Origin of the sequence: Citrobacter sp. RHBSTW-00524 (assembly GCF_013747755.1) — a bacterium.
Classification (GTDB): domain Bacteria; phylum Pseudomonadota; class Gammaproteobacteria; order Enterobacterales; family Enterobacteriaceae; genus Citrobacter; species Citrobacter braakii.
In genome coordinates, this window is the sequence record NZ_CP056421.1 from 4336459 (window position 1) to 4359644 (window position 23186).

At 53.4% G+C, this 23186-nt stretch carries 22 protein-coding genes; 7 read left to right on the plus strand and 15 right to left on the minus strand.

The window, feature by feature from the left end; genetic code table 11:
- Positions 1–22: 22 nt before the first annotated feature.
- Positions 23–877, minus strand: a complete 855-nt coding sequence (gene ampE, locus HV229_RS20905) for a beta-lactamase regulator AmpE (protein ID WP_016155697.1) — start codon at positions 875–877, stop codon at positions 23–25.
- Complete coding sequence (ampD, locus tag HV229_RS20910) at positions 874–1437, minus strand: 1,6-anhydro-N-acetylmuramyl-L-alanine amidase AmpD (protein ID WP_181546290.1); 564 nt, start codon at positions 1435–1437, stop codon at positions 874–876. Before ampD ends, ampE begins: the two co-directional genes overlap by 4 nt.
- Positions 1438–1524: 87 nt before the next feature.
- On the opposite strand from ampD, the gene nadC reads away from it, so the two are divergent.
- From nadC to hofC, 4 genes are all read left to right on the plus strand, one after another.
- On the plus strand, positions 1525–2418 hold the full coding sequence (nadC, locus tag HV229_RS20915) for a carboxylating nicotinate-nucleotide diphosphorylase (protein ID WP_047358402.1): 894 nt from the start codon (positions 1525–1527) through the stop codon (positions 2416–2418).
- A 243-nt stretch (positions 2419–2661) separates the two neighbouring features.
- A complete protein-coding gene (gene ppdD / locus HV229_RS20920; RefSeq protein WP_016151710.1) occupies positions 2662–3099 on the plus strand; it encodes a prepilin peptidase-dependent pilin in 438 nt (145 codons plus the stop codon).
- Positions 3100–3108: 9 nt separating this feature from the next.
- On the plus strand, positions 3109–4494 hold the full coding sequence (gene gspE / locus HV229_RS20925) for a type II secretion system protein GspE (RefSeq protein ID WP_049269183.1): 1386 nt from the start codon (positions 3109–3111) through the stop codon (positions 4492–4494).
- Complete coding sequence (gene hofC / locus HV229_RS20930; RefSeq protein ID WP_181546292.1) at positions 4484–5686, plus strand: protein transport protein HofC; 1203 nt, start codon at positions 4484–4486, stop codon at positions 5684–5686. The genes gspE and hofC overlap by 11 nt, the downstream gene beginning before the upstream one ends.
- A 55-nt stretch (positions 5687–5741) precedes the next feature.
- On the opposite strand, the gene HV229_RS20935 is transcribed toward hofC, so the two are convergent.
- Positions 5742–6785 (minus strand): GMP reductase, encoded by a 1044-nt coding sequence (locus HV229_RS20935; protein WP_181546294.1) that lies wholly within the window; start codon positions 6783–6785, stop codon positions 5742–5744.
- A gap of 225 nt (positions 6786–7010) precedes the next feature.
- Here HV229_RS20935 and coaE point away from each other — a divergent pair, with 225 nt between their 5' ends.
- Genes coaE through yacG form a run of 3 tightly spaced genes read left to right on the plus strand, consistent with a single transcriptional unit; the run spans position 7011 to position 8578 of the window.
- On the plus strand, positions 7011–7631 hold the full coding sequence (gene coaE / locus HV229_RS20940; protein WP_046275369.1) for a dephospho-CoA kinase: 621 nt from the start codon (positions 7011–7013) through the stop codon (positions 7629–7631).
- A complete protein-coding gene (zapD, locus tag HV229_RS20945) occupies positions 7631–8374 on the plus strand; it encodes a cell division protein ZapD (protein WP_016151705.1) in 744 nt (247 codons plus the stop codon). The genes coaE and zapD overlap by 1 nt, the downstream gene beginning before the upstream one ends.
- A gap of 9 nt (positions 8375–8383) precedes the next feature.
- On the plus strand, positions 8384–8578 hold the full coding sequence (gene yacG / locus HV229_RS20950; protein ID WP_016151704.1) for a DNA gyrase inhibitor YacG: 195 nt from the start codon (positions 8384–8386) through the stop codon (positions 8576–8578).
- Between the two features lie 88 nt (positions 8579–8666).
- Here yacG and mutT read toward each other — a convergent pair whose 3' ends face one another.
- The 12 genes from mutT to murD all read right to left on the minus strand — a co-directional run bounded on the left by mutT (position 8667) and on the right by murD (position 23186).
- Positions 8667–9056 carry an 8-oxo-dGTP diphosphatase MutT gene (gene mutT, locus HV229_RS20955; RefSeq protein WP_046275370.1) on the minus strand — a complete coding sequence of 130 codons (390 nt, stop codon included), beginning with the start codon at positions 9054–9056 and terminating at the stop codon, positions 8667–8669.
- A gap of 56 nt (positions 9057–9112) precedes the next feature.
- Entirely contained in the window at positions 9113–11818 is a 2706-nt protein-coding gene (gene secA, locus HV229_RS20960) for a preprotein translocase subunit SecA (protein WP_016151702.1), read from the minus strand.
- 60 nt (positions 11819–11878) lie between these two features.
- Complete coding sequence (gene secM / locus HV229_RS20965) at positions 11879–12385, minus strand: secA translation cis-regulator SecM (protein ID WP_181546296.1); 507 nt, start codon at positions 12383–12385, stop codon at positions 11879–11881.
- Positions 12386–12671: 286 nt separating this feature from the next.
- Positions 12672–13589, minus strand: coding sequence for a UDP-3-O-acyl-N-acetylglucosamine deacetylase (gene lpxC, locus HV229_RS20970; RefSeq protein WP_006686706.1), 918 nt, complete (start codon positions 13587–13589; stop codon positions 12672–12674).
- A gap of 100 nt (positions 13590–13689) precedes the next feature.
- Positions 13690–14841, minus strand: a complete 1152-nt coding sequence (gene ftsZ / locus HV229_RS20975) for a cell division protein FtsZ (protein ID WP_003018753.1) — start codon at positions 14839–14841, stop codon at positions 13690–13692.
- A 186-nt stretch (positions 14842–15027) separates the two neighbouring features.
- Entirely contained in the window at positions 15028–16290 is a 1263-nt protein-coding gene (gene ftsA / locus HV229_RS20980) for a cell division protein FtsA (RefSeq protein WP_003018755.1), read from the minus strand.
- Positions 16287–17120 carry a cell division protein FtsQ gene (ftsQ, locus tag HV229_RS20985; RefSeq protein ID WP_003018758.1) on the minus strand — a complete coding sequence of 278 codons (834 nt, stop codon included), beginning with the start codon at positions 17118–17120 and terminating at the stop codon, positions 16287–16289. The genes ftsA and ftsQ overlap by 4 nt, the downstream gene beginning before the upstream one ends.
- A gap of 1 nt (position 17121) precedes the next feature.
- Positions 17122–18042, minus strand: a complete 921-nt coding sequence (locus HV229_RS20990) for a D-alanine--D-alanine ligase (protein WP_016151699.1) — start codon at positions 18040–18042, stop codon at positions 17122–17124.
- Entirely contained in the window at positions 18035–19510 is a 1476-nt protein-coding gene (murC, locus tag HV229_RS20995) for a UDP-N-acetylmuramate--L-alanine ligase (RefSeq protein WP_016151698.1), read from the minus strand. Before murC ends, HV229_RS20990 begins: the two co-directional genes overlap by 8 nt.
- 51 nt (positions 19511–19561) lie before the next feature.
- Positions 19562–20629 (minus strand): undecaprenyldiphospho-muramoylpentapeptide beta-N-acetylglucosaminyltransferase, encoded by a 1068-nt coding sequence (murG, locus tag HV229_RS21000; RefSeq protein ID WP_047499873.1) that lies wholly within the window; start codon positions 20627–20629, stop codon positions 19562–19564.
- The gene (ftsW, locus tag HV229_RS21005) at positions 20626–21870 is read right to left on the minus strand and encodes a cell division protein FtsW (RefSeq protein ID WP_016151696.1); all 1245 of its coding nucleotides are present in this window, start codon (positions 21868–21870) and stop codon (positions 20626–20628) included. Before ftsW ends, murG begins: the two co-directional genes overlap by 4 nt.
- Positions 21870–23186, minus strand: a complete 1317-nt coding sequence (gene murD, locus HV229_RS21010) for a UDP-N-acetylmuramoyl-L-alanine--D-glutamate ligase (protein ID WP_181546298.1) — start codon at positions 23184–23186, stop codon at positions 21870–21872. Before murD ends, ftsW begins: the two co-directional genes overlap by 1 nt.

The window sequence follows — 23186 nt, forward strand, 5'->3', positions numbered from 1 at the left end:
AGCGCCATCCACTAATAATGGCTTAAATTAATGTTCCATAAATGGTCAGCACGGCAATGACCACCACCACCACAAACGAGGTCTTCTTCGCCATCGAAACCGCGGCTTTTGGCGTTGCGACTTTATCGGTATGTGGTTCACGCGCTAAAGAAAACTGCGCAAGGCGAGTAAGCACCTGATATTGCGAAGTATGCAGATCCGCCAGCGACGCAAACCAGGCAGGCAACGCCTTCTCGCCGTGCCCCAGCAGCGCATAGACGACTCCCGCCAGGCGCACCGGGATCCAGTCCAGCACATGCAGGATCGCATCGATACCTGATTGCAAACGCTGGTGTGGCGTCTGATAGCGCGCCAGCCAGGACTGCCAGGCACGTAGAAAGGCATAACCCACCAGCGTCACCGGTCCCCACGGGCCACCGACAATCAGCCAGAATAACGGCGCCAGATAAAAGCGAAAGTTGTTCCATAACAGCGCGTTCTGCAGTTCACGCAAGAACTCACGCTCATCGCACTCAGGCGGAATCCCATGAATCAAGGTCAGCTCGCTGGCCATCGCTTCACGGGCGTGAGCGTCATCGCGAGCAGCCGCATTCAGATAGGCATGATAATGAAGACGCGTCTTGCCAGCGCCGATGCACAGCAAACCAATTAAGATCCACGCCACCAGCAAAGGCACGTTAAACAGCAGGCCTTGAAGTGCGCGCAGCAGCAGGAACGTCACCCCCATCGCAATAAGGGCCATGCCTACCGTACGCATCATCGAAAAATGCTTCACCCGGCGGAAAAAAGCTTCAACCCGGTGATCAAGCTGCCAGTGCTCACCCAGCTTAAACAGGCGTTCAACAATCAACACCAGTAATGTTGTAAACAGCGTCATGTCATCTCCTTGTGCGACGAGGGGGTGACCAGGGCGCGAAACCTTGCCCAGTCAAAAGAGGGCCCGGGATCGGTCTTACGCTCGGGCGCAATATTGCAATGTCCTGTCATGTTGTTGGCAATGGCCGGATAACGCGTAATCAGGGCATTCGTCACGGCTGCCAGTTGCTGATACTGCGCATCGGTATAAGCCAGCGTATCCGTCCCTTCCAGCTCAATACTAATTGAGAAATCATTACAGCGTTCGCGGCCTTGATAGTTCGACACGCCAGCATGCCAGGCGCGTTTATCAAAGGGGACATACTGCACGATTTCACCGTCACGGCGAATTAAACAATGTGCCGAAACGCGCAAATGGGCGATCCCGGCAAAATAAGGATGGGCATTGGGATCAATCGTGCCCGTAAACAGCGCATCGATCCACGGGCCGCCAAACTCGCCGGGCGGCAGGCTGATATTATGCACCACCAGCAGAGAAGGGTTTTCGTCATCCGGGCGGCAATCGTAATGAGGAGAGGGAACGCGTCGCGCCTCTGCCAGCCAGCCCTCGTCTAACAACATGCAGAATCTCCTTATTGGTGGTGCTCATATCAGGTTCAGGGTAGCATGTTTCCACCTTATGATTCGTTAGCAATTTGGAGTTTTATCATGCCGCCTCGCCGCTATAACCCTGACTACCGACGTGACGCGCTGTTGGAACGCATAAATCTGGATATCCCTGCCGCTGTAGCTCAGGCGCTGCGTGAAGATTTAGGCGGAGAAGTTGATGCCAATAACGATATCACCGCACAGCTTTTACCCGCGGAGATGCGCTCCCACGCCACCGTGATCACCCGCGAAGATGGCGTTTTTTGTGGAAAACGTTGGGTTGAAGAGGTCTTTATTCAACTGGCGGGCGATGATGTCAACATCACCTGGCATGTCGAAGATGGCGACAGCATTAAGACCAATCAGCCGCTATTTGAACTGGACGGCCCTTCCCGCGTGCTGCTAACCGGCGAACGTACCGCGCTTAATTTTGTACAGACGCTTTCGGGTGTGGCGAGCGAGGTGCGTAAATACGTCGACCTGCTGGCGGGAACAAAAACCCAACTGCTGGATACACGTAAAACTCTGCCGGGGCTGCGTACCGCGCTGAAATACGCCGTATTATGCGGCGGCGGCGCGAATCATCGTCTGGGCCTTTCTGACGCTTTCCTGATTAAAGAAAACCACATTATTGCTTCAGGTTCGGTACGTCAGGCCGTTGAAAAAGCCTTCTGGCTGCACCCGGATGTGCCGGTTGAAGTCGAAGTAGAAAGCCTGGATGAACTGGACGACGCGCTGAAAGCAGGGGCCGACATCATCATGCTCGATAACTTCGAAACTGACCAAATGCGGGAAGCGGTAAAACGCACCAACGGCCAGGCGCGTCTGGAAGTGTCGGGTAACGTCACTCATGAAACTCTGCGCGAATTTGCCGAAACTGGCGTGGATTTCATCTCTGTTGGCGCACTGACCAAGCATGTTCGCGCGCTCGATCTCTCTATGCGTTTTCGCTAATTACTGATGGTGTAGCCCGATAGTAGTTTCACTTATCGGGCCCATCACGTCGGTTTTTCTATCGGCCGGATAAAGCGTTTCCGCCGCCATACGGCTGTTTCTTCGAGCCTCTTCGCAACTACGTTGTCTGACTCTGTAATTTCATAAAAATCCTCGGAACCCGCTTTCCCGTTCTGTTTTTTGCCTCTCGCCGTGACCCCGAGCGTTTGCCAAAGTAGCGCCAGCTAACTCAAGGAGCGAACGATGGACAAGCAACGAGGCTTCACACTTATCGAACTCATGGTGGTCATTGGCATTATTGCCATCCTTAGCGCCATCGGTATTCCGGCTTATCAAAACTATCTGCGCAAAGCCGCGTTAACAGACATGCTGCAAACCTTTGTTCCCTATCGCACGGCGGTTGAGCTCTGTGCGCTGGAGCATGGCGGAACAACAACCTGTGATGCCGGAACGAATGGCATCCCTTCTCCAGCCACCACCCGTTATGTCTCCGCCATGAGCGTTGAAAAAGGAGTGGTCAGCCTCAGCGGACAAGAAAGCCTGAACGGGTTAAGCATCACCATGACGCCGGGTTGGGACAATGCCAACGGTATTACCGGCTGGAGCCGTAACTGCGTTATCCAGAATGACAGCGCATTGCAACAGGCCTGTGAAGACGTTTTCCGTTTCGATATTAATTAAGGAAAAGAGATGAATACCACCCAACTTACGGCGCTGTGCCAACGTCATCAGGGAATATTACTGGATGCAGACAATGAAGTGGTGCACATCGCCGTCGTGGACGCTCCATCCCACGAATTGCTGGACGCACTGCATTTTGCCACCACCCGACGTATCGACATCGTCTGCTGGACGCGTCAACAAATGGAAGGCCACACGCATACGCCACAGAAAATGCTCCCGGCAGTGGTCACGAAAAGCAGCGCCAGCGCAGCAGATTTGCTGAATCAGACGTTTCAATCCGCGCTGGTGCAACGGGCTTCTGATATTCATTTTGAACCAGCGGAAAATCACTATCGAATCAGATTACGTGTGGATGGCGTACTGCATGCTTTACCGGACGTCACGACCGAGATGGGTATCGCCATCACTGCCAGACTAAAAGTTTTAGGCAGTCTGGATATTGCCGAGCACCGACTTGCGCAAGACGGTCAATTTACCGTTGAGATTTCAGGAGAGCCGGTCTCGTTTCGCATCGCCACCCTGCCCTGTCGCTTTGGCGAAAAAGTGGTGCTACGGCTACTGCATCAGGTCGATCAAGCGCTGGAAATCACCGCGCTGGGAATGCAGGACGCGCAGCTGGCAGCATTTTCACAAGCGTTGCAGCAGCCTCAGGGGCTGATTCTGGTCACCGGACCAACCGGAAGCGGTAAAACGGTCACGCTGTACAGTGCGCTGCAGACCAGAAACACTCCGGACGTTAACCTCTGTAGCGTGGAAGATCCAGTCGAGATCCCGATCGCAGGTCTTAACCAGACACAAATTCATCCACGTGCCGGTCTCACTTTTCAGGGAGTATTGCGCGCGCTGCTGCGCCAGGATCCCGACATTATCATGGTGGGTGAAATCCGTGATGGCGAAACGGCTGAAATAGCCCTTAAAGCCGCACAAACCGGTCATCTGGTTCTATCAACACTGCATACCAATTCCACCACAGAAACACTAATACGCTTGCAGCAAATGGGGGTTGCACGCTGGATGATCGCCTCCGCGCTGACGCTCGTTATTGCGCAGCGGTTGGTGAGAAAATTGTGTCCCCATTGCCGACAACGCCTGGAAACGCCGATCATGCTCCCGGAAGCGATCTGGCCTACGCCACTGCCTCGTTGGCAGGCTCCGGGCTGCCAACATTGCTATCACGGATTTTATGGCCGTACGGCATTGTTTGAAGTTCTCCCCGTTACACCTGCATTGCGCCAGAGCATCGCCAACGGTACGTCCGTAGACGGAGTGGAATCGAATGCTCAGCAACTGGGGATGAGCACGCTTTTCGAAAATGGTTGCAAGGCCGTCGAACAAGGGTTAACAACATTTGAAGAGTTGGTACGCGTACTGGGCATGCCCCATGTCAGCTAAACTGCTTTGGCGCTGGCAAGGTATTAGCAACGAAGGTAATCCACTGGAAGGCGTACTTTGGGCCGATACCCGCCCCTCATTGATGCTTGCTCTCGAGCAACGGCATATTACGCCGCTGCGCATTAATCGTATGCGTGTCAAAGCCTCACACTGGAGCCGTGAAAAAAGCGCTGAAACCATACATCAACTAGCGACGTTGCTGAAAGCAGGGCTAACACTCTCGGCAAGTTTAGCTTTGCTGGCTGAACAGCATCCCAGCAGCCAATGGCAAGCGCTACTGCGCACGCTGGCTCACGATATGGAACAGGGTATTTCTCTCTCCACCTCGCTATCTCAGTGGCAACACGTTTTTCCGCCTCTTTATCAGGCAATGATCCGTACCGGAGAGCTTACGGGTAAGCTGGACGACTGCTGCTTTGAACTCGCCCGCCAGCAGAAGAATCAACAGCAACTGGCGGATAAAGTTAAAAAAGCTCTACGCTATCCGATTTTCATTATCACGATGGCGGTGATGGTGGTGTTCGCGATGCTGCAGTTTGTACTCCCTGAGTTTGCCGCCATTTACCAGTCGTTTAACACCCCGCTACCGGCACTCACTCAGTGGATTATTGCCATCGCGCATTTTAGCAGCCAATGGGGATGGCTGGCGGGAGCATTCAGCCTGGTAGCGGGTGCGGCATATCACCTGATGAAGCAGAAGCCATACTGGCTCACTCTGCGCCAGAAATTGCTGCTCGGCTTCCCGGTCATAGGGCCGATGGTGAGAGGGCAAAAACTCACGCAGATCTTCACTGTTCTGGCGTTAACGCAAAATGCAGGTATTCCTTTTCTGCAAGGTCTTGAGAGCGTCACTGAAACGTTGGCCAACCCTTTCTGGTCGCAACGCTTAGCACAGGTACATCACGACATCAGCGCCGGAAAACCGGTCTGGTTAGCGCTAAAAAATTGCGGTGAATTCAGCCCATTGTGCATACAGTTGGTCAGAACAGGTGAGGCTTCCGGCTCGCTGGATACAATGCTGCGTAATCTCGCCCATCACCACGGCGAGAAAACATTGTCTCAGGCAGAGAATCTGGCTGCGCTGCTAGAGCCTGCGTTACTGGTCATTACGGGGCTGATAATCGGTACGCTGGTCGTTGCGATGTATTTGCCGATTTTTCATTTAGGAGATGCGATGAGCGGGGTGAGATAAATTCAAATGCCGGATGGCGCACAGCTTATCCGGCATGTCATAGTACTACCTGTTCTTACAGGCTATTGAAAACGCGGTTTTCTTGTTCCTGTACACGAATAAACGTTGTACGTTTGGTCAGCTCTTTCAGGCGAGATGCACCGACATAGGTACAGGCAGAACGCAGGCCACCAAGGATATCGCGTGCAGTGTTATCAACCGGGCCACGCAGAGGCAACTTAACTGTTTTACCTTCCGCAGCGCGGTATTGTGCAACACCACCGACGTGACGCGTCATGGCTGATTCAGAGCTCATGCCGTAGAACAGCATGAATTTCTCACCGCTCTCTTCAACAATTTTTCCGCCGCTTTCTTCATGACCGGCCAACATACCGCCGAGCATAACGAAGTCAGCGCCACCGCCGAACGCTTTTGCCACGTCACCCGGCATTGTGCAGCCGCCGTCACTGACAATCATGCCGCCCAGACCGTGAGCGGCATCGGCACATTCAATAACCGCAGAAAGCTGTGGGTAGCCAACGCCGGTTTTTACACGTGTGGTACATACAGAACCCGGGCCAATGCCGACTTTAACAATGTCCGCGCCGGAAAGTACCAGCTCTTCACACATTTCTCCAGTAACCACATTGCCCGCACAAATTGTTTTTGTCGGCCATGCTTCACGCGCTTTCGACACAAACTGAACAAAATGCTCTGAGTAGCCATTTGCCACATCAATGCAGATAAAGTTCAGCGCCGGGTTGAGCGCCAGAATCTGTTTGGTTTTTTCGAAATCGGCATCAGAGGTGCCGGTTGAAACCATTACGTGTTTGAGCACATCAGCAGAGCTCTCTGCGATGAAAGCAGCCCAGTCTTCAACAGAATAGTGTTTGTGTACCGCAGTCAGGATGTCGAAGGATGCCAGCGCCGTTGCCATGGCAAACGTCCCGACAGTGTCCATGTTCGCGGCAATAATCGGTACGCCGGACCAGGTCTGACCTGAGTGCTTAAAGGTAAATTGACGTTCCAGCTCAACATCGGAACGGCTTTTGAGAGTAGAACGCTTAGGGCGGATAAGAACGTCTTTGAAACCTAACTTCAGATCTTCTTCGATACGCATGTGCGGATTCCTGGGGTTAATGGCGAAAAATCGAAACTCACAACTCCAGTGACGCTATCATACGCACTAATCAATGCCGCGCAAGACTGCGAAATTCTCTTTTTTTACGCTACAATCCCATAAATTTACCTGGCGAATAGTAGGTTAATCCTGCAGCAACCTCGCCGTCGCACGCGTAACTTTTAACTGTTTGATAATCAAACTTAAACTCCAGGATCTGCATCTATGAGGTATACGGTAGCCTTAACCGGCGGCATTGGCAGTGGTAAAAGTACCGTTGCAAATGCGTTCGCTGACCTCGGAATAAACGTCATTGATGCAGATATTATTGCGCGCCAGGTGGTTGAACCCGGTACCCCAGCCCTTAAGGCGATCGAAGAACATTTTGGTACCGAAGTTATAGCTACCGACGGATCGTTGCAGCGACGCATTTTACGCGAACGCATTTTTTCCAGTCCTGAGGAGAAAAGCTGGCTGAATGCCTTGCTCCATCCGCTTATTCAGCAGGAAACGCAGCGCCAGTTTCAGCAAGCAACCTCCCCTTATCTGTTGTGGGTTGTACCTTTGCTGGTGGAAAATTCGCTGTATAAAAAAGCCAACCGCGTACTCGTGGTGGATGTTACCCCCGAGACACAGCTCAGACGCACTATGCAGCGCGATGACGTCACGCGTGAGCATGTTGAACAAATTCTTGCTGCCCAGGCAACGCGCGAAGCGCGTCTGGCCGTGGCAGACGATGTTATTGATAATAATGGCGCACCGGAGGCCATCGCCTCGGATGTCGCCCGCCTGCACGCGCTCTATTTGCAATGCGCGTTGCAGTTTGTCTCACAGGAAAAACCGTAATGCACACCCAGGTCCTTTTTGAACACCCTCTCAATGAGAAGATGCGTACATGGCTGCGCATTGAGTTTTTAATCCAACAGCTCTCCGTTAATGTACCCATAGCGGACCATGCAGGCGCACTGCATTTTTTCCGCAACATCGGAGACTTACTGGATGTATTTGAACGCGGCGAAGTCCGTACCGAACTCCTCAAAGAGCTGGAAAGACAACAGCGTAAACTCCAGGCCTGGGTTGAAGTTCCCGGCGTCGATCAAAACAGGATCGACGCATTGCGCCAGCAGTTAAAAAGCGCGGGCAGCATTCTGATTTCGGCTCCGCGTATTGGACAGACGCTGCGCGAAGATCGTCTGATTGGCCTTGTACGTCAGCGTTTAAGCATTCCTGGCGGATGCTGCAGTTTCGATCTGCCGACCCTGCATATTTGGTTACATCTACCGCAGTCGCATCGCGACGCGCAGGTTGAAACCTGGCTTGCAAGTCTGAATCCGCTCAATCAGGCACTGTCGCTGGTGCTGGATTTAATTCGCAACTCTGCGCCATTCCGTAAGCAAACCAGCTTGAATGGTTTTTATCAGGACAACGGCGAAGATGCCGATCTGCTTCGCTTGCAGCTGCCGCTTGATTCGCAGCTTTATCCGCAAATTTCTGGTCATAAGAGCCGCTTTGCTATTCGCTTTATGCCGCTGGATAGCGAGAATGGCCAGGTGCCTGAGCGTCTCGATTTTGATCTGGCGTGCTGTTAAGGAGTCAACATGTCTGAACAAACCATCGTCAACTGCCCAACCTGCGGCAAACCCGTAGTGTGGGGTGAAGTCAGCCCGTTTCGCCCATTCTGCAGCAAGCGCTGCCAGTTAATCGATCTGGGTGAGTGGGCCGCAGAAGAGAAACGTATCCCAAGCTCTGGTGATCTGTCGGAAAACGACGACTGGAGTGAAGAGCAGAAGTAATTCAGCTAAAACGTAGGGCGGGCAAGCGTAGCGACCCCGCCCTAATTTGCCGGATGGTGGGGTTGCCTAATCCGGCCTAGGAACACCTTTAACCAGCAATCAGCTTTTCAATTACCGGCGCATTCGCAGGCGGAAAATCTTCTGCATTCAGAGCATCTTGCGCAATCCACTGCGCCGGTTGCCCCTCTTTCCCCCACGGTTCGCCTTCCCAGCTTTCAACCAGCCAGAACCACAGAGTGATATGCCGGTCCGGAAACTGGTACTCCAGCTTTTCGAACAGTGAGCTTTGAGTCGGCGTAATGCCTACTTCTTCCTGTAACTCGCGAATCAGCGCCTGCTCCGGCGTTTCGCCTGCTTCAATTTTCCCGCCGGGGAACTCCAGCTTATTTGCCATGTGGGCATCAGCCGCACGCTGGGTTATAAAAATTTCATGGTGCTGGTTGCGAATAATCCCGACGGCGATCTGCAGTATTTTCATCTTTATCGTCCATAAAAAAGGCGCAGAATTCTGCGCCTTTTCAGTAAGTTACTTTCTTAGCTCAGACGGCCATGGCACTGTTTGTACTTTTTGCCGGAACCGCAAGGACACGGATCGTTACGACCCACTTTACGATCGCCAGTTTGTGCTGCCAGCTCTTCTGCCGCGGCAGAATCGTCACCTTTATGGCTCAACTGCTGCATCTGCGCTAAACGTTCAGCGTCTTCACGACGTTGCTGCTCCATCGCTTCTACTTCTTCAGGCATACGTACCTGAACTTTGCTCAGGGTACTGATCACTTCGTACTTCAGTGATTCCAGCATTGATGCAAACATAGAGAAGGATTCACGCTTGTATTCCTGCTTCGGATCTTTTTGCGCATAACCACGCAGGTGGATACCCTGACGCAGGTAATCCATCGCCGCAAGGTGCTCTTTCCACAGAGAATCGAGAGTTTGCAGCATCACGCCTTTTTCGAAGTGACGCATCATCTCCGCGCCCACAACTTCTTCTTTACGCTGATAAACTTCGATGGCGTTTGCCAGAATACGTTCGCGCAGCGTTTCCTCATGCAGCTCAGGCTCTTTATCCAGCCACTCTGAAATAGGCATTTCCAGATCGAAGTCGTTTTTCAGACGTTCCTGCAGACCCGGAATATCCCACATTTCTTCCAGAGACTGCGGCGGAATATAGGCATCAATCGTCGCTTTGAAGACATCCTCACGGATGCTATTAATGGTTTCGCTAACGTCAGTTACGTCCAGCAGTTCGTTACGCTGGGTGTAGATTGCGCGACGCTGGTCATTGGCAACGTCATCATATTCCAGCAGTTGCTTACGAATATCGAAGTTGCGGCTTTCTACTTTACGCTGCGCGTTTGCAATCGCTTTAGTCACCCACGGGTGTTCAATCGCTTCACCAGGCTTCATGCCCAGTTTACGCATCATGCCGGACACGCGGTCAGAAGCAAAAATACGCATCAGCGCATCTTCCATCGACAGATAGAAACGAGAAGACCCCGCATCCCCCTGACGACCAGAACGACCACGCAGCTGGTTATCTATACGACGAGATTCGTGACGCTCGGTACCGATAATATGTAAACCACCTGCTGCTAACACCGCATCATGGCGAACCTGCCACTCGGCTTTGATCTGCGCGATTTGTTCTGGAGTCGGGTCCTCCAGCTCGGCAATTTCCGCCTGCCAGCTACCACCCAGCACGATATCGGTACCACGACCTGCCATGTTTGTCGCGATAGTCACTGCGGACGGATAACCCGCCTGGGCGACGATTGCGGCTTCGTTGGCGTGGAACTTGGCGTTCAGAACGTTGTGTTTGATACCCGCCTTGTTCAGCTCGTTAGAAACCACTTCCGATTTTTCAATAGAGATAGTACCAACCAGCACCGGCTGGCCATTTGCGGTACGCTCTTTAATATCTTCAATGATCGCCTGAATTTTTTCCGCTTCAGTCATGTACACCAGATCCGGTAAATCCTTACGGATCATCGGGCGGTTGGTCGGCACAACCACGGTATCCAGTTTGTAGATGGAGCTGAATTCAAAGGCTTCAGTGTCTGCTGTACCGGTCATACCGGCCAGTTTTTCGTACAAACGGAAGTAGTTCTGGAAGGTAATAGATGCCAGCGTCTGGTTCTCGTTTTGGATATCTACGCCTTCTTTGGCTTCAACAGCCTGGTGCAGACCATCGGACCAGCGGCGGCCCTGCATAGTACGACCGGTGTGTTCGTCGACGATGATAACTTCGCCGTCTTTCACGATATAGTCAACGTCGCGGGTAAACAACACGTGCGCGCGCAGTGCAGCAGTCACGTGGTGCATCAGCATAATGTTGCCCGGAGAGTACAGCGACTCGCCCTCATCCATAATGCCTTCGTTAACCAACAGCTCTTCAATCAGTACCAGACCACGTTCGGTCAGGTTGACCTGGCGCGCTTTCTCATCAACAGAGAAGTGGCCTTCCCCCTGGAACGTGTCGGAATCGTCCTTCTCCTGACGAATCAGGTGCGGGATGATTTTGTTCACTTTTTTATACATTTCCGAGCTGTCTTCAGCCGGACCGGAAATGATCAGCGGCGTACGCGCTTCATCGATCAGGATGGAGTCGACTTCATCAACCAGCGCATAGTGCAGTTTACGCTGAACGCGTTCTTCCGGGCTAAACGCCATGTTGTCGCGCAGGTAGTCAAAGCCGTATTCGTTGTTGGTACCGTAAGTAATATCGGCATTGTAGGCTTCACGCTTGGCTGGCGCAGGCAGGCCAGACATGTTGATACCCACGGTCATGCCGAGGAATTCAAACAGCGGGCGGTTATTTTCGGCGTCACGCTGAGCCAGGTAGTCGTTCACGGTAACCACGTGTACACCTTTCCCGCTTAAGGCGTTGAGGTAGGCTGGCAGCGTTGCGGTCAGGGTTTTACCTTCACCGGTACGCATTTCTGCGATGCAGCGATCGTTAAGCACCATACCACCCAGCAGCTGTACGTCGAAATGACGCATGCCGAACACACGCTTACTCGCTTCGCGGACCACCGCGAACGCTTCCGGGATCAGGCTTTCAACGCTGGCGCCTTTTTCCAGACGGGCGCGGAATTCAGCGGTCTTCGCTTTCAGTTCATCATCGGAGAGTTTTTCCATCTCCGGTTCCATTGCATTGATGACATTGACCACTTTACGCATACGACGCAGCGTACGCTCGTTACGGCTACCGAATACTTTTGTTAATAATTTGATTAGCATAATAAAATCTCAAACGCCCCGCGATGCGGAGTCAAAAATTATAAGTTGGAAGGTTCTTTTTTAGCTGAGGCGTTGAGGGCCAGCACGGATACCCTGCAGCTGGCTGATCCAGACCGGAACGCTAAATGCGGCCTGAGAGGTAAAATGGGCATATGTCGCGCAACTCACGGTCGCGGGCGGTCTGCCTTCTTGCGTCAGCATCGCGCTGAGCGTATTCAGTAACGCAAGATGGTGCGCCTGGATTGGCAACGGCTCTTCGGCAACAGGCAGCGCCTGAGGAGCCATAGCAAAAGAAAGATGGCGAATGACTGTACGAATGGCATGCTGATGCCAGTAGTCAACGGTAAAATTCGGGCGGCGATTGGTCGCCTCCAGCAAAGCAAGCTGGCTAAAGTTAACTTTGGCAGATTGATCGTGATTGCTGGCGGTCGCCTTCGCGGGAGTATTAGGTTCAGCAGCATTACCGAGCGCAGGCAGGCCAAAACTAGCCGCGACCATCCCCAACAGGAGATGCGGCCAGAAGTACCGTCTGCCTAACTGTCGCCAACGCGTCAGTATTCCACTCACGTTATTGCCACCTGATATACCCTGCGTTTGGGGTTACAAATGCAAAACCATTTTTTTGCGCATAAATATTACCATTAAAGCGTACGCTCCACAGCAGTAATGACAGCAAGTCGCGGGTAAATATGCTTAAGAAAGCAGCGATCGAACGGTGTTTTAATCTGTCGGTGGGGAAAAAAGTCGCTTCAGATAAGGTGGTTTTGCAATCGAAAGATAAAAAAACGACTGGCTCACCTGGCCGGAGAGAGTGCCAGATTTACCAGTCGAATTTATGCGACAGCGTATGTCGTTATGCCAGTACAGTCGAAGGTGCTTTGAACGCCAACGGCAGTTCTGCATCGTCCTGGAAGGTCACATATTCCCAGGCTTCCTGTTTTGCCAGGACTGCCTGCAATAGTTTGTTATTCAGTGCATGACCGGATTTATACGCGGTGAATGCACCAATAATGTTGTGACCACACATGAACAAGTCACCAATCGCGTCGAGCATTTTGTGACGAACGAATTCGTCTTCAAAACGCAGGCCGTCTTCGTTCAATACGCGATAATCGTCAACAACGATGGCACAATCGAAGCTGCCGCCCAGGCACAGGCCGCGGGACTGCAGATATTCGATATCACGCATGAAGCCGAAAGTACGCGCGCGGCTGATCTGGCGCATGAACGCATCCGCAGAGAAGTTCATCGCGTAGCGCTGCGTGCTGGAGTCGATCGCCGGATGGTTAAAGTCGATGGTGAAATCCAACGTAAAACCATTATACGGCTTAAACTCAGCCCACTTATCGCCATCTTCGACACGAACGGTCTCTTTGATGCGAACAAATTTTTTGGCGCTGCTCAGTTCTTCAATACCTGCATCAAGCAGCAGGTAAACGAACGGAGCGGCACTGCCATCCATAATCGGGATTTCCGGGGCGTTGACTTCAATAACGATGTTATCGATACCTAAGCCCGCCAGAGCAGCATTAAGGTGCTCTACGGTTGAAATCCGCACATCATGCTCATTGACCAGACACGTACAGAGCATGGTATCACGCACAGATTTGGCATCGGCCGGGAAATCTACCGGAGGATTCAAGTCGGTGCGACGATAGATGACCCCGGTGTTGGCCGGCGCAGGGCGTAATGTCAGGGTGACTTTTTTGCCGGTATGCAAACCGACGCCAGTCGCCTGAACGATACGTTTAAGAGTCCTTTGTTTGATCATCGTATAATCTCGCCAAATTACCTATCCAACCGAAGTGTACTATACATTCGGTGGGCCAGTTTAGCACAAAGAGCCACAATTCCCAAATTCCAGCTAATTCTTAATCAGCTTGCTTACGCAGGAATGCAGGGATATCCAGATAATCCGGCTCTTTCGTGGTTTGCGGCGTATTGTCGTTAACCACTTTTGCTACCGGTTTCTGCTCTTGCGTCAACGGCGCCATACCGTGCTGCTGGTAACGATCCATTACCGGCTGCTGTACCTGTTTGTTGGTCACCAGAGTGATTTCAGGACGCTTGTCCATACCAATTCCAGTCGCAACAACGGTCACGCGCAGTTCGTCGTTCATATCCGGGTCCAGAGAGGTACCGATAACCACGGTCGCGTTATCCGATGCAAAGGCACGAATCGTGTTACCCACGGTTTCGAACTCATCCAGACGCAGGTCGAAGCCCGCAGTAATGTTAACCAGCACGCCGCGTGCGCCGGACAGATCGATATCTTCCAGCAGCGGAGAAGAGATAGCCATTTCAGCCGCTTCTTCTGCACGGTCTTCACCGCTCGCCACGCCAGAACCCATCATCGCGTAGCCCATTTCGGACATCACGGTGCGCACGTCTGCAAAGTCGACGTTCATCAGGCCCGGACGAGTAATCAGTTCAGCGATACCCTGGACTGCGCCTTTCAGCACGTCGTTCGCTGCGCCAAATGCATCCAGCAGGGAGATACCGCGGCCCAGTACTTTCAGCAGCTTGTCGTTAGGGATAGTGATCAGAGAGTCCACGTGTTTGGACAGCTCAGTGATACCCTGCTCCGCGAATGCCATACGCTTCTTGCCTTCAAAGTTGAAAGGCTTAGTCACGACAGCAACGGTCAGAATACCTAAATCTTTTGCGACTTCAGCTACCACTGGCGCTGCACCGGTACCGGTACCGCCGCCCATGCCAGCTGCGATAAACACCATGTCTGCGCCGTCAAGCGCTGCGCGCAGAGCTTCGCGATCTTCGTCTGCCGCATTACGACCGACTTCCGGGTTTGCACCCGCGCCCAGACCTTTGGTGATGCCGCTACCAATCTGAATGGTCTGTCCAACCGCCGTTTTACGCAACGCCTGAGCGTCGGTATTCACCGCGAAGAATTCAACACCTTCGATGCGCTCACGCACCATGTGTTCAACGGCATTACCGCCGCCGCCACCGACGCCGATGACTTTAATCACCGCGTCGTTGGTTAGTTCCATAGGTTCAAACATAGTTTCTCTCTCCGTTTTACACTTCATCCTTCAAGCCGCCTCTTTGTTGGCTGCCTTCACTCACTCCCGTGACATAGTAAACTATGCTCCAGGAGATTCGCTCAGTTGCCGCCGCGATGCAACTTGAATGACTTTGTGTAGTGCCTGTCGCCTGAGACCGTTAATTTGCGTCGGTCTCTTTAAAAATTAAAACTCTTTACGTAACCAGCTATTCAGTCGCTTGATCCACGATCCGACCGAGGCAGTTACGCGCTTTTCTACTTCAGCCTCACCACTTAAATGGGATTCTTTCCCGTAGTGCAGCAGCCCTACCGCCGTTGAATAATACGGCTCCTGGGCATAATCCGTCAGACCGGTAATATTCAGCGGTGCGCCAATACGTACTTGTGTATGGAACACGCGCTGTGCGCAGGCCGCAAGACCTTCAATTTGCGCAGCACCGCCGGTTAACACAATCCCCGCCGCCAGATGATGTTTCACACCCTGCTGGCGAAGCTGTTCTTGTAATTGCAAAATTTCTTCGTTGACCAGGTTGAGCAGCTCGGTATAACGCGGCTCAATGACCTCTGCCAGAGTCTGACGTTGCAGGCTACGCGGCGGACGACCACCAACGCTTGGCACTTCAACGCTCTCGTCTTTACCCACGATGGAACCCAGTGCGCAGCCATGACGCACTTTGATGGCTTCAGCATCGCTCGGCGGCGTACCAAAGGCATACGCGATATCGCTGGTCACGACATTCCCTGCATAAGGGATAACTTTAGTGTGGCGCAACGCCCCGCCAGTATAAACGGCGATGTCCATTGTACCACCACCAATATCCACCACGCAGACACCCAGTTCACGTTCATCTTCCGTCAATACGGAATAACTGGCTGCCAACCCGGCAAAAATCAGTTGGTCAACTTTCAGACCACAACGTTCAACGGCTTTGACAATATTCTTCGCCATGTCGTTGTGGCAGGTAATAAGATGGACTTTTGCCTGCATACGCACACCGGAAAGACCGACCGGATTTTTGATACCTTCCTGGTAGTCGATGGCGTATTCCTGCGGGATGACGTGCAGAACACGATGTTCATCGCGAACGCGTACGGATTTTGCCGTATGTACCACGTTTTCCACATCTTCCTGCGTCACTTCCTCTTCGGAAATGGGCACCATACCAATTTCATTCTGACAGCTAATATGTTTACCGGAAAGCGCCAGATACACTGAAGAGATCTGGCAATCTGCCATCAGTTCAGCCTGGTCAATGGCGCGCTGTACGCACTTCACCACTGACTCAAGGTCATTCACCCCGCCTTTATCCATACCTCGCGATGGGCAACTGCCCACGCCAATGATATTGACCATACCGTCGGGCAGAACTTCCCCTACTAAAGCGGCTACCTTCGCGGTGCCAATCTCCAGTCCAACTACCAGTTTTCTGTCCGTCGCCTTGATCATTGTTGTTCTGCCTGTGCCTGATTCTGTTGCTGATTAGATTCCTCAGGAGGCAAGGGAACCCAGCCTACTGCCGCTCCTGAGTCATAACGCAAATCAACGTAGCTAATCCGTTTGCCATCGGTTTGCGCCTGCTGCTGTAAAACCGGGTAGAGTTCCACAAAGCGAGCCAAACGTTTTATCGTATCGCCCCTGCCCAGATTCAGCTTAATATCGTTATTCAGCGTCAACTGCCAGGAACGACGAGCGGTCATTGCCGCTTCCTTCAGGGTGAATCTGTCCTTAGCCAGCACCTGCCCCATATCGCGGAACCCTTGCAGCACTTCACTTGCGCTGCCTTCCGGTCCGTACAACATAGGTAATACCTGCTTATTGGCCCGACCGGTTGGGACACTGAAGGTATTTCCTTCGGCATCCACCATATGTTGGTCATTCCAACGCGCTATTGGCACATATTCAACCAGATGAATCTTCAATTCATCAGGCCATTGCTTTCTGACGCTCGCCTGTTTGATCCAGGGGAGGCGTTCAATCTGACTCTGGATGATGTTCACATCCTGAGTCATAAATGTTCCCGGAGCGCCCAGCGCCAGGATGGACTGACGGATATCGTCATTGCGCGTGTAATGCCGTTCACCGGTTAACACCAGTTTTGACAATGGCAGGCGCTGCGCATCTTCCATCCATCCCAACACTACCCAGCCGCTGACAAACACGGTGCACAGCACTGTCAGCAGGAACAGTATTCCTGCAAGACGCGTTCCATTATTGCGGCGTGAGGAGTTTACTTCTTCTTCATCACCGTTTCGCGTGTTCAGCGCAGCCTGCGACATATCAGTCCGCCAACTCCAGAATTCTTACCACCAACTGCGAGAAGCTCAGGCCCGCCTGACGCGCCGCCATCGGCACCAGACTGTGGCTGGTCATACCCGGAGAGGTATTCGCTTCCAGCAGATAAAACTGGCCATCGCTGTCCAGCATGACGTCAATGCGACCCCAACCTTTACAGCCCAATGCAGTCCACGCTTTCAGGACTAATTCCTGTAAAAAGGCTTCTTGTTCGACTTCCAGACCAGCAGGGCAGAAATATTGTGTCTCATCAGAGAGATACTTCGCCTCATAATCATAGAAGGTTCCCGCGGGTTGGATACGTATTGACGGTAAAATTTCTTCGCCAAGTATCGCAACTGTAAATTCCGGGCCACTGAGCCATTTTTCAATCAGTACTTCTTCATCATGCTGAAAAGCCAATGCTAATGCACCCTGCAAAGCATTTTCTTCTTCAACTTTTGACATCCCTACGCTGGAACCTTCACGGCTTGGCTTTACAATCAGCGGCAAGCCTAACGCAGAAATTTTTGTAACTGCTTCATCGCTAAGACCTTTTTCGAACTCAGCGCGGGTCAGCGCAACCCATGGGGCGACGGGTAAACCTGCGCCCTGCCACAGCAGCTTGCTGCGCAGTTTGTCCATGGAAATCGCGGAAGCCATGACGCCGCTGCCGGTATACGGCAGGCCAATCAGCTCCAGCATGCCCTGCAATGTGCCATCTTCACCGCCACGACCATGCAGCGCAATAAACACCTTCTGAAACCCCATAGATTTCAAAAGAGTGACATCGACCTCTTTAGGGTCAACCGGATGGGCATCTACACCACCTTCGCGTAACCCTGCCAATACGGCCGCGCCTGAATTCAGCGATACTTCACGTTCAGCGGAGGTTCCCCCTAACAGGACCGCGATTTTATCAGCCATGTTGTTCTTCCTCCGGGTTTTGCGGCTTCAGTTTGATTTCAGCTAAGGAACGCGCGATTTTGCCGATATTTCCAGCGCCCTGCACCAAAATCAGATCGTTGCCGGTTAATACGGGTGCCAGCATTTCTGCCACCTGGGCCGGATCGGATACCAGAATCGGATCGATCTTACCGCGGCCACGAATCGTACGGCACAACGAGCGGCTGTCGGCCCCCGGAATCGCGGCTTCGCCCGCGGCATACACATCCAGCATCAACAGCGCATCGACCTGGGTAAGCACGTTGGCAAAGTCGTCGTACAGATCGCGAGTACGCGTAAACCGGTGCGGCTGGAACAGCATCACAAGGTTTTTGTCCGGCCAACCCGCGCGCGCGGCTTTAATCGTAGCGTCCACTTCCGTTGGGTGGTGGCCATAATCATCAACCAGCATCGCGGTCCCGGCTTTACCGTTCACCGGCTCAAGCGGGAATTCGCCGAGGAAGTCAAAACGACGTCCGGTACCCTGGAAACTTTCCAGCGCGCGCAGAATAGCGTCGTCTTCAATACCTTCTTCCGTCGCGACCGCCACTGCCGCCGCCGCGTTCAGTGCATTGTGACGACCCGGCGCGTTTAACGTAACACGTAAATCGGCCATCCCCTGACGCACCAGCGTGAAGTGTCCTTGTGGACCAATCTGCTGGTAATCTTCAACGCGCACATCGGCATCATCACTGAAACCATAGGTTGTGGTTTGACGGCCAACTCGCGGTAACAGTTCGCGGATAACCGGATCGTCAACGCACATCACCGCACGACCATAAAACGGCAAGTTATGCAGGAAATTAATAAACGTCTGCTTTAAATTTTCGAAGTCGCCATGGTAGGTATCCATATGATCGGCTTCGATATTGGTGACAATCGCCACCATTGGCTGCAAATGCAGGAACGACGCGTCGCTCTCGTCTGCTTCGGCAATCAAATAACGGCTATGACCCAGGCGCGCATGCACGCCTGCGGCCTTCACCAGACCGCCGTTGACAAAAGTGGGATCCAGACCCGCTTCCGCGTAGATGCTGGAGACCATTGCCGTAGTCGTGGTTTTACCGTGCGTCCCGGCAATAGCAATACCGTGACGAAAACGCATTAACTCCGCCAGCATTTCAGCACGACGAATCACCGGAATACGTGCTTCATGCGCTGCAACAATTTCCGGGTTATCCGCAGAAATAGCGCTGGATACCACCACCACGCTCGCATCGCGCACGTTTTCCGGGCGATGGTTGAAGAAAATCGTGGCACCCAGATTCGTCAACTGCTGCGTCACAGGATTCGGCGCTAAGTCAGAACCGCTGATCTGATAACCTTCATTGGCCAAAACTTCGGCAATACCGCCCATACCAGCACCACCGATGCCGACAAAGTGAATGTGCCGAACGCGACGCATTTCGGGCACGATGGAACGCAGTTTTGCCAGTTGTTGTGTATTCATTCTTTAGCCATTAACTTCTTAGTTCATGCGATGCAAAAGGCATCACCACAATTACGCCCGGGCAGCCCGGCTCACTTCATTTGCAACGCGCTCTGTGGCATCCGGTATGGATGCGGCGCGCGCACGTTCTGCCATGGTTAATAACGTTTCTCGCGACCACCCGGCAAGGGTGCTGGCGACGGCATCCACAGTAAACTGCGGCTGCTCCAGAATTTTGGCGGCGCCCGCTTTCTCCAGCGGCAGCGCATTCCAATACTGCTGTCTGTCTTTGTGCTGGAACGGCACAAACAGCGCAGGCAAACCTGCGGCGGCAATTTCGCTCACCGTCAGCGCGCCTGAGCGACAAACCACGACATCAGCCCACGCGTAGGCCGCTGCCATATCATCAATAAACTCAGTGACCTTGTGCTGCGGTTGTCCCGCGTCGGCATACGCCTGTTCAACGGTCTGCTGCGCGCCTTTGCCGCTCTGATGCCAGATAGTCACCGCGCCACCAAGCTTTGCGGCAACCTGCGGCATCGTCTGGTTCAGTACGCGTGCGCCCTGAGATCCCCCGACGACCAATACACGAACCGGACCTTCACGCCCGGCCAGACGCGCTTTTGGCAACGGCAGCGCCAGCACGTCAGTGCGCACCGGGTTACCTACCACTTCCGCATTCGGGAAAGCACCAGGAAAAGCCTGCATCACCGTAGTGGCAATCTTCGCCAGCCATTTGTTAGTTAATCCCGCAATGCCGTTCTGCTCATGCAGTACAACCGGAATACCTAATGACCAGGCCGCCAGACCGCCAGGGCCAGACACGTAGCCGCCCATACCCAGCACCACATCGGGTTTAAACTGCTTCATGATGGCGCGCGCCTGACGCCAGGCATTAAAAATACGCACAGGTGCGGCAAGCAGCGCATTGACGCCTTTACCACGCAAACCGGAGATACGAATAAAGTCAATTTCAATGCCGTGTTTCGGCACTAAGTCCGCTTCCATACGATCGGCGGTGCCCAGCCAACGAACCTGCCAGCCCTGGGCCATTAAATGGTGCGCGACCGCCAGCCCCGGGAACACATGCCCGCCGGTACCGCCTGCCATCACCATTAACCGCTTCGGTTGACCACTCATCGTGCACCTCGTGTAAACGCCTGGGCTTTTTCCAGACGCGTTTCATAATCAATACGTAACAAAAACATGATGGCCGTCGACATAATCAACAAACTTGAACCACCATAACTGATCAGCGGCAGCGTCAGACCTTTGGTTGGCAGCATACCCGCCGCCGCACCGACGTTTACCAGTGCCTGGAAGCTAAACCAGATCCCGATAGAGCAGGCTAAAAAGCCTGAAAAACGGTGGTCAATTTCCAACGCCTTACGGCCAATCGACATCGCGCGAAAAGCGACGAAGAATACCATTAAAAGTGCCAATACCACACCGATATAACCCAGCTCTTCCCCAATGATGGCGAAGATGAAGTCGGTGTGCGCTTCTGGTAAATACTCCAGTTTTTGGACTGAATTACCTAAGCCCTGCCCCCAAACCTCACCGCGACCAAAGGCCATCAGGGATTGCGTCAGCTGGTAGCCACTGCCGAACGGATCTTCCCATGGGTTCCAGAAGGAGGTTACGCGGCGAATACGATACGGTTCGGCAAGGATCAGCAGCACGACCGCTGAAATCCCCATGCCGATAATGGCAATGAACTGCCACAGTTTCGCTCCGGCGAGAAACAGCATCGCCAGGGTAGTGACAAACAGCACTACCACCGTACCAAGGTCAGGCTGTGCCAGCAGTAAAATAGCCAGCACCAGGATCACGCCCATCGGTTTTAAGAAACCGCGCAGGTTGTTACGCACTTCATCAACTTTACGCACCAGGTAGTTGGCGAGGTAACAGAACAGCGACAGCTTGGTAAATTCCGCAGGCTGAATACGCAGCGGCCCCAGCGCAATCCAGCGCGACGCCCCGTTAACGGAGCTACCCACCACCAGCACAATCAGCAGCATGATGATCGAGGCTATCAGCATCGTCGTACTGTACTTTTGCCAGAACTCCATCGGCAGACGCAGCGTCACCATCGCCAGACAGAAGGCGAGGAAGATGTACAGTGCGTCACGCTTAGCAAACAGGAAAGGATCGCCCGCCAGGCGTTGCCCTACGGGCATCGATGCCGATGTCACCATCACAAAACCGATCGCTGCCAGACCAAAGGTCAACCACAGCAGCATGCGGTCATACATGATCAGGCTGTCCGCGTCTTTATCACGCGAAGCCATCACCCAGCCTTTAAGTGCCGCGAAGACCCACGCCAGGATACCCAGTCCCGGTAAGCGCGGCATTCTCAGACGAGGGAGAGATAAGCGCATCAACCCAACTCCTTCGCCAGGCGGGTAAAGACGTCACCGCGTTGCTCAAAGTTCTTGAACTGGTCGAGGCTGGCGCAGGCGGGCGACAGCAGCACCATATCGCCCGTCTTCACGTGCGGTGCGAGCAGACGCATTGCCTGCTCCATGGTTTCAGTTTGTTCCGTAACGTCAGGTCGCAGAGCGGCAAGCTGCGCGCCATCGCGACCAAAGCAATACAGACGAATGTTGTCGCCGGTCAGGTATCGTTGCAGCGGCGTAAAGTCAGCGGATTTCCCGTCTCCCCCCAGCAACAGGTGCAACGTACCGTCAACGTGCAGGCCATTCAGCGCGGCTTCAGTGCTGCCGACGTTGGTGGCTTTAGAATCGTTAATCCAGCGCACGCCGTTGTGCTCAAGCACAGTCTGGAAACGGTGCGCCAGACCGGTAAACGTGGTGAGCGCTTTCAGGCTCGACGCCCGCGGCAGACCCGCAGCATCCGCCAGCGCCAGCGCAGCCAGGGCGTTGGTATAGTTATGCTGACCGGAAAGCGTCATCTCTTTCACGTTAAGAACTTTTTCACCCTTCACTCGCAGCCAGGTTTCGCCCTGCTGACGGTTCAGGTGATAGTCACCCATGTTGATGCCAAAGCTCACGCAACGCTCATCCGCACCGCGAACCGGCATGGTCAGCGCATCATCAGCGTTGACCACACACACTTTCGCGTTTTCATAGACGCGCAGTTTGGCTGCACGGTACTGCTGCAAGCCAAACGGATATCTGTCCATATGGTCTTCGGTGACGTTCAAAATGGTAGCGGCTACGGCTTGTAAGCTGGAGGTCGTTTCCAGTTGGAAGCTCGACAGTTCCAGAACATACAGCTCACGTTCGTCATCCAGCAGCATCAGCGCGGGCAGGCCAATATTACCGCCAACCCCCACGTTCACACCGGCCGCTTTCGCCATCTCACCTACCAGCGTAGTGACTGTGCTTTTCCCGTTGGAACCGGTGATCGCGACGATCGGTGCCTGTGCTTCGCGACAGAACAGCTCAATGTCGCCGACAATTTCAATTCCCGCATCGGCGGCGGCGCTCAACGAAGGATGCGCCAGGGCAATACCAGGGCTGGCGACAATAAGATCAGCGGCCAGCAGCCAGTCATCATTCAGACTGCCAACATGACGCTCAACCGCTTCCGGTAATTTGTCCAGGCCCGGCGGCGTCGCGCGGGTATCCATTACGCGCGGCGTCACGCCACGCGCCAGGAAGAAATCCACGCAGGACAGCCCGGTCAAACCCAGACCGATAATGACGACTTTTTTACCCTGGTAATCAGCCAT

Bases quoted from the DNA above. Each gene is read 5' to 3' on its own strand.
- ampE (WP_016155697.1), bottom strand. From the start codon at position 877: ATGACGCTGTTTACAACATTACTGGTGTTGATTGTTGAACGCCTGTTT.
- ampD (WP_181546290.1), bottom strand. From the start codon at position 1,437: ATGTTGTTAGACGAGGGCTGGCTGGCAGAGGCGCGACGCGTTCCCTCT.
- nadC (WP_047358402.1), top strand. From the start codon at position 1,525: ATGCCGCCTCGCCGCTATAACCCTGACTACCGACGTGACGCGCTGTTG.
- ppdD (WP_016151710.1), top strand. From the start codon at position 2,662: ATGGACAAGCAACGAGGCTTCACACTTATCGAACTCATGGTGGTCATT.
- gspE (WP_049269183.1), top strand. From the start codon at position 3,109: ATGAATACCACCCAACTTACGGCGCTGTGCCAACGTCATCAGGGAATA.
- hofC (WP_181546292.1), top strand. From the start codon at position 4,484: ATGTCAGCTAAACTGCTTTGGCGCTGGCAAGGTATTAGCAACGAAGGT.
- HV229_RS20935 (WP_181546294.1), bottom strand. From the start codon at position 6,785: ATGCGTATCGAAGAAGATCTGAAGTTAGGTTTCAAAGACGTTCTTATC.
- coaE (WP_046275369.1), top strand. From the start codon at position 7,011: ATGAGGTATACGGTAGCCTTAACCGGCGGCATTGGCAGTGGTAAAAGT.
- zapD (WP_016151705.1), top strand. From the start codon at position 7,631: ATGCACACCCAGGTCCTTTTTGAACACCCTCTCAATGAGAAGATGCGT.
- yacG (WP_016151704.1), top strand. From the start codon at position 8,384: ATGTCTGAACAAACCATCGTCAACTGCCCAACCTGCGGCAAACCCGTA.
- mutT (WP_046275370.1), bottom strand. From the start codon at position 9,056: ATGAAAATACTGCAGATCGCCGTCGGGATTATTCGCAACCAGCACCAT.
- secA (WP_016151702.1), bottom strand. From the start codon at position 11,818: ATGCTAATCAAATTATTAACAAAAGTATTCGGTAGCCGTAACGAGCGT.
- lpxC (WP_006686706.1), bottom strand. From the start codon at position 13,589: ATGATCAAACAAAGGACTCTTAAACGTATCGTTCAGGCGACTGGCGTC.
- ftsZ (WP_003018753.1), bottom strand. From the start codon at position 14,841: ATGTTTGAACCTATGGAACTAACCAACGACGCGGTGATTAAAGTCATC.
- ftsA (WP_003018755.1), bottom strand. From the start codon at position 16,290: ATGATCAAGGCGACGGACAGAAAACTGGTAGTTGGACTGGAGATTGGC.
- ftsQ (WP_003018758.1), bottom strand. From the start codon at position 17,120: ATGTCGCAGGCTGCGCTGAACACGCGAAACGGTGATGAAGAAGAAGTA.
- HV229_RS20990 (WP_016151699.1), bottom strand. From the start codon at position 18,042: ATGGCTGATAAAATCGCGGTCCTGTTAGGGGGAACCTCCGCTGAACGT.
- murC (WP_016151698.1), bottom strand. From the start codon at position 19,510: ATGAATACACAACAACTGGCAAAACTGCGTTCCATCGTGCCCGAAATG.
- murG (WP_047499873.1), bottom strand. From the start codon at position 20,629: ATGAGTGGTCAACCGAAGCGGTTAATGGTGATGGCAGGCGGTACCGGC.
- ftsW (WP_016151696.1), bottom strand. From the start codon at position 21,870: ATGCGCTTATCTCTCCCTCGTCTGAGAATGCCGCGCTTACCGGGACTG.
- murD (WP_181546298.1), bottom strand. From the start codon at position 23,186: ATGGCTGATTACCAGGGTAAAAAAGTCGTCATTATCGGTCTGGGTTTG.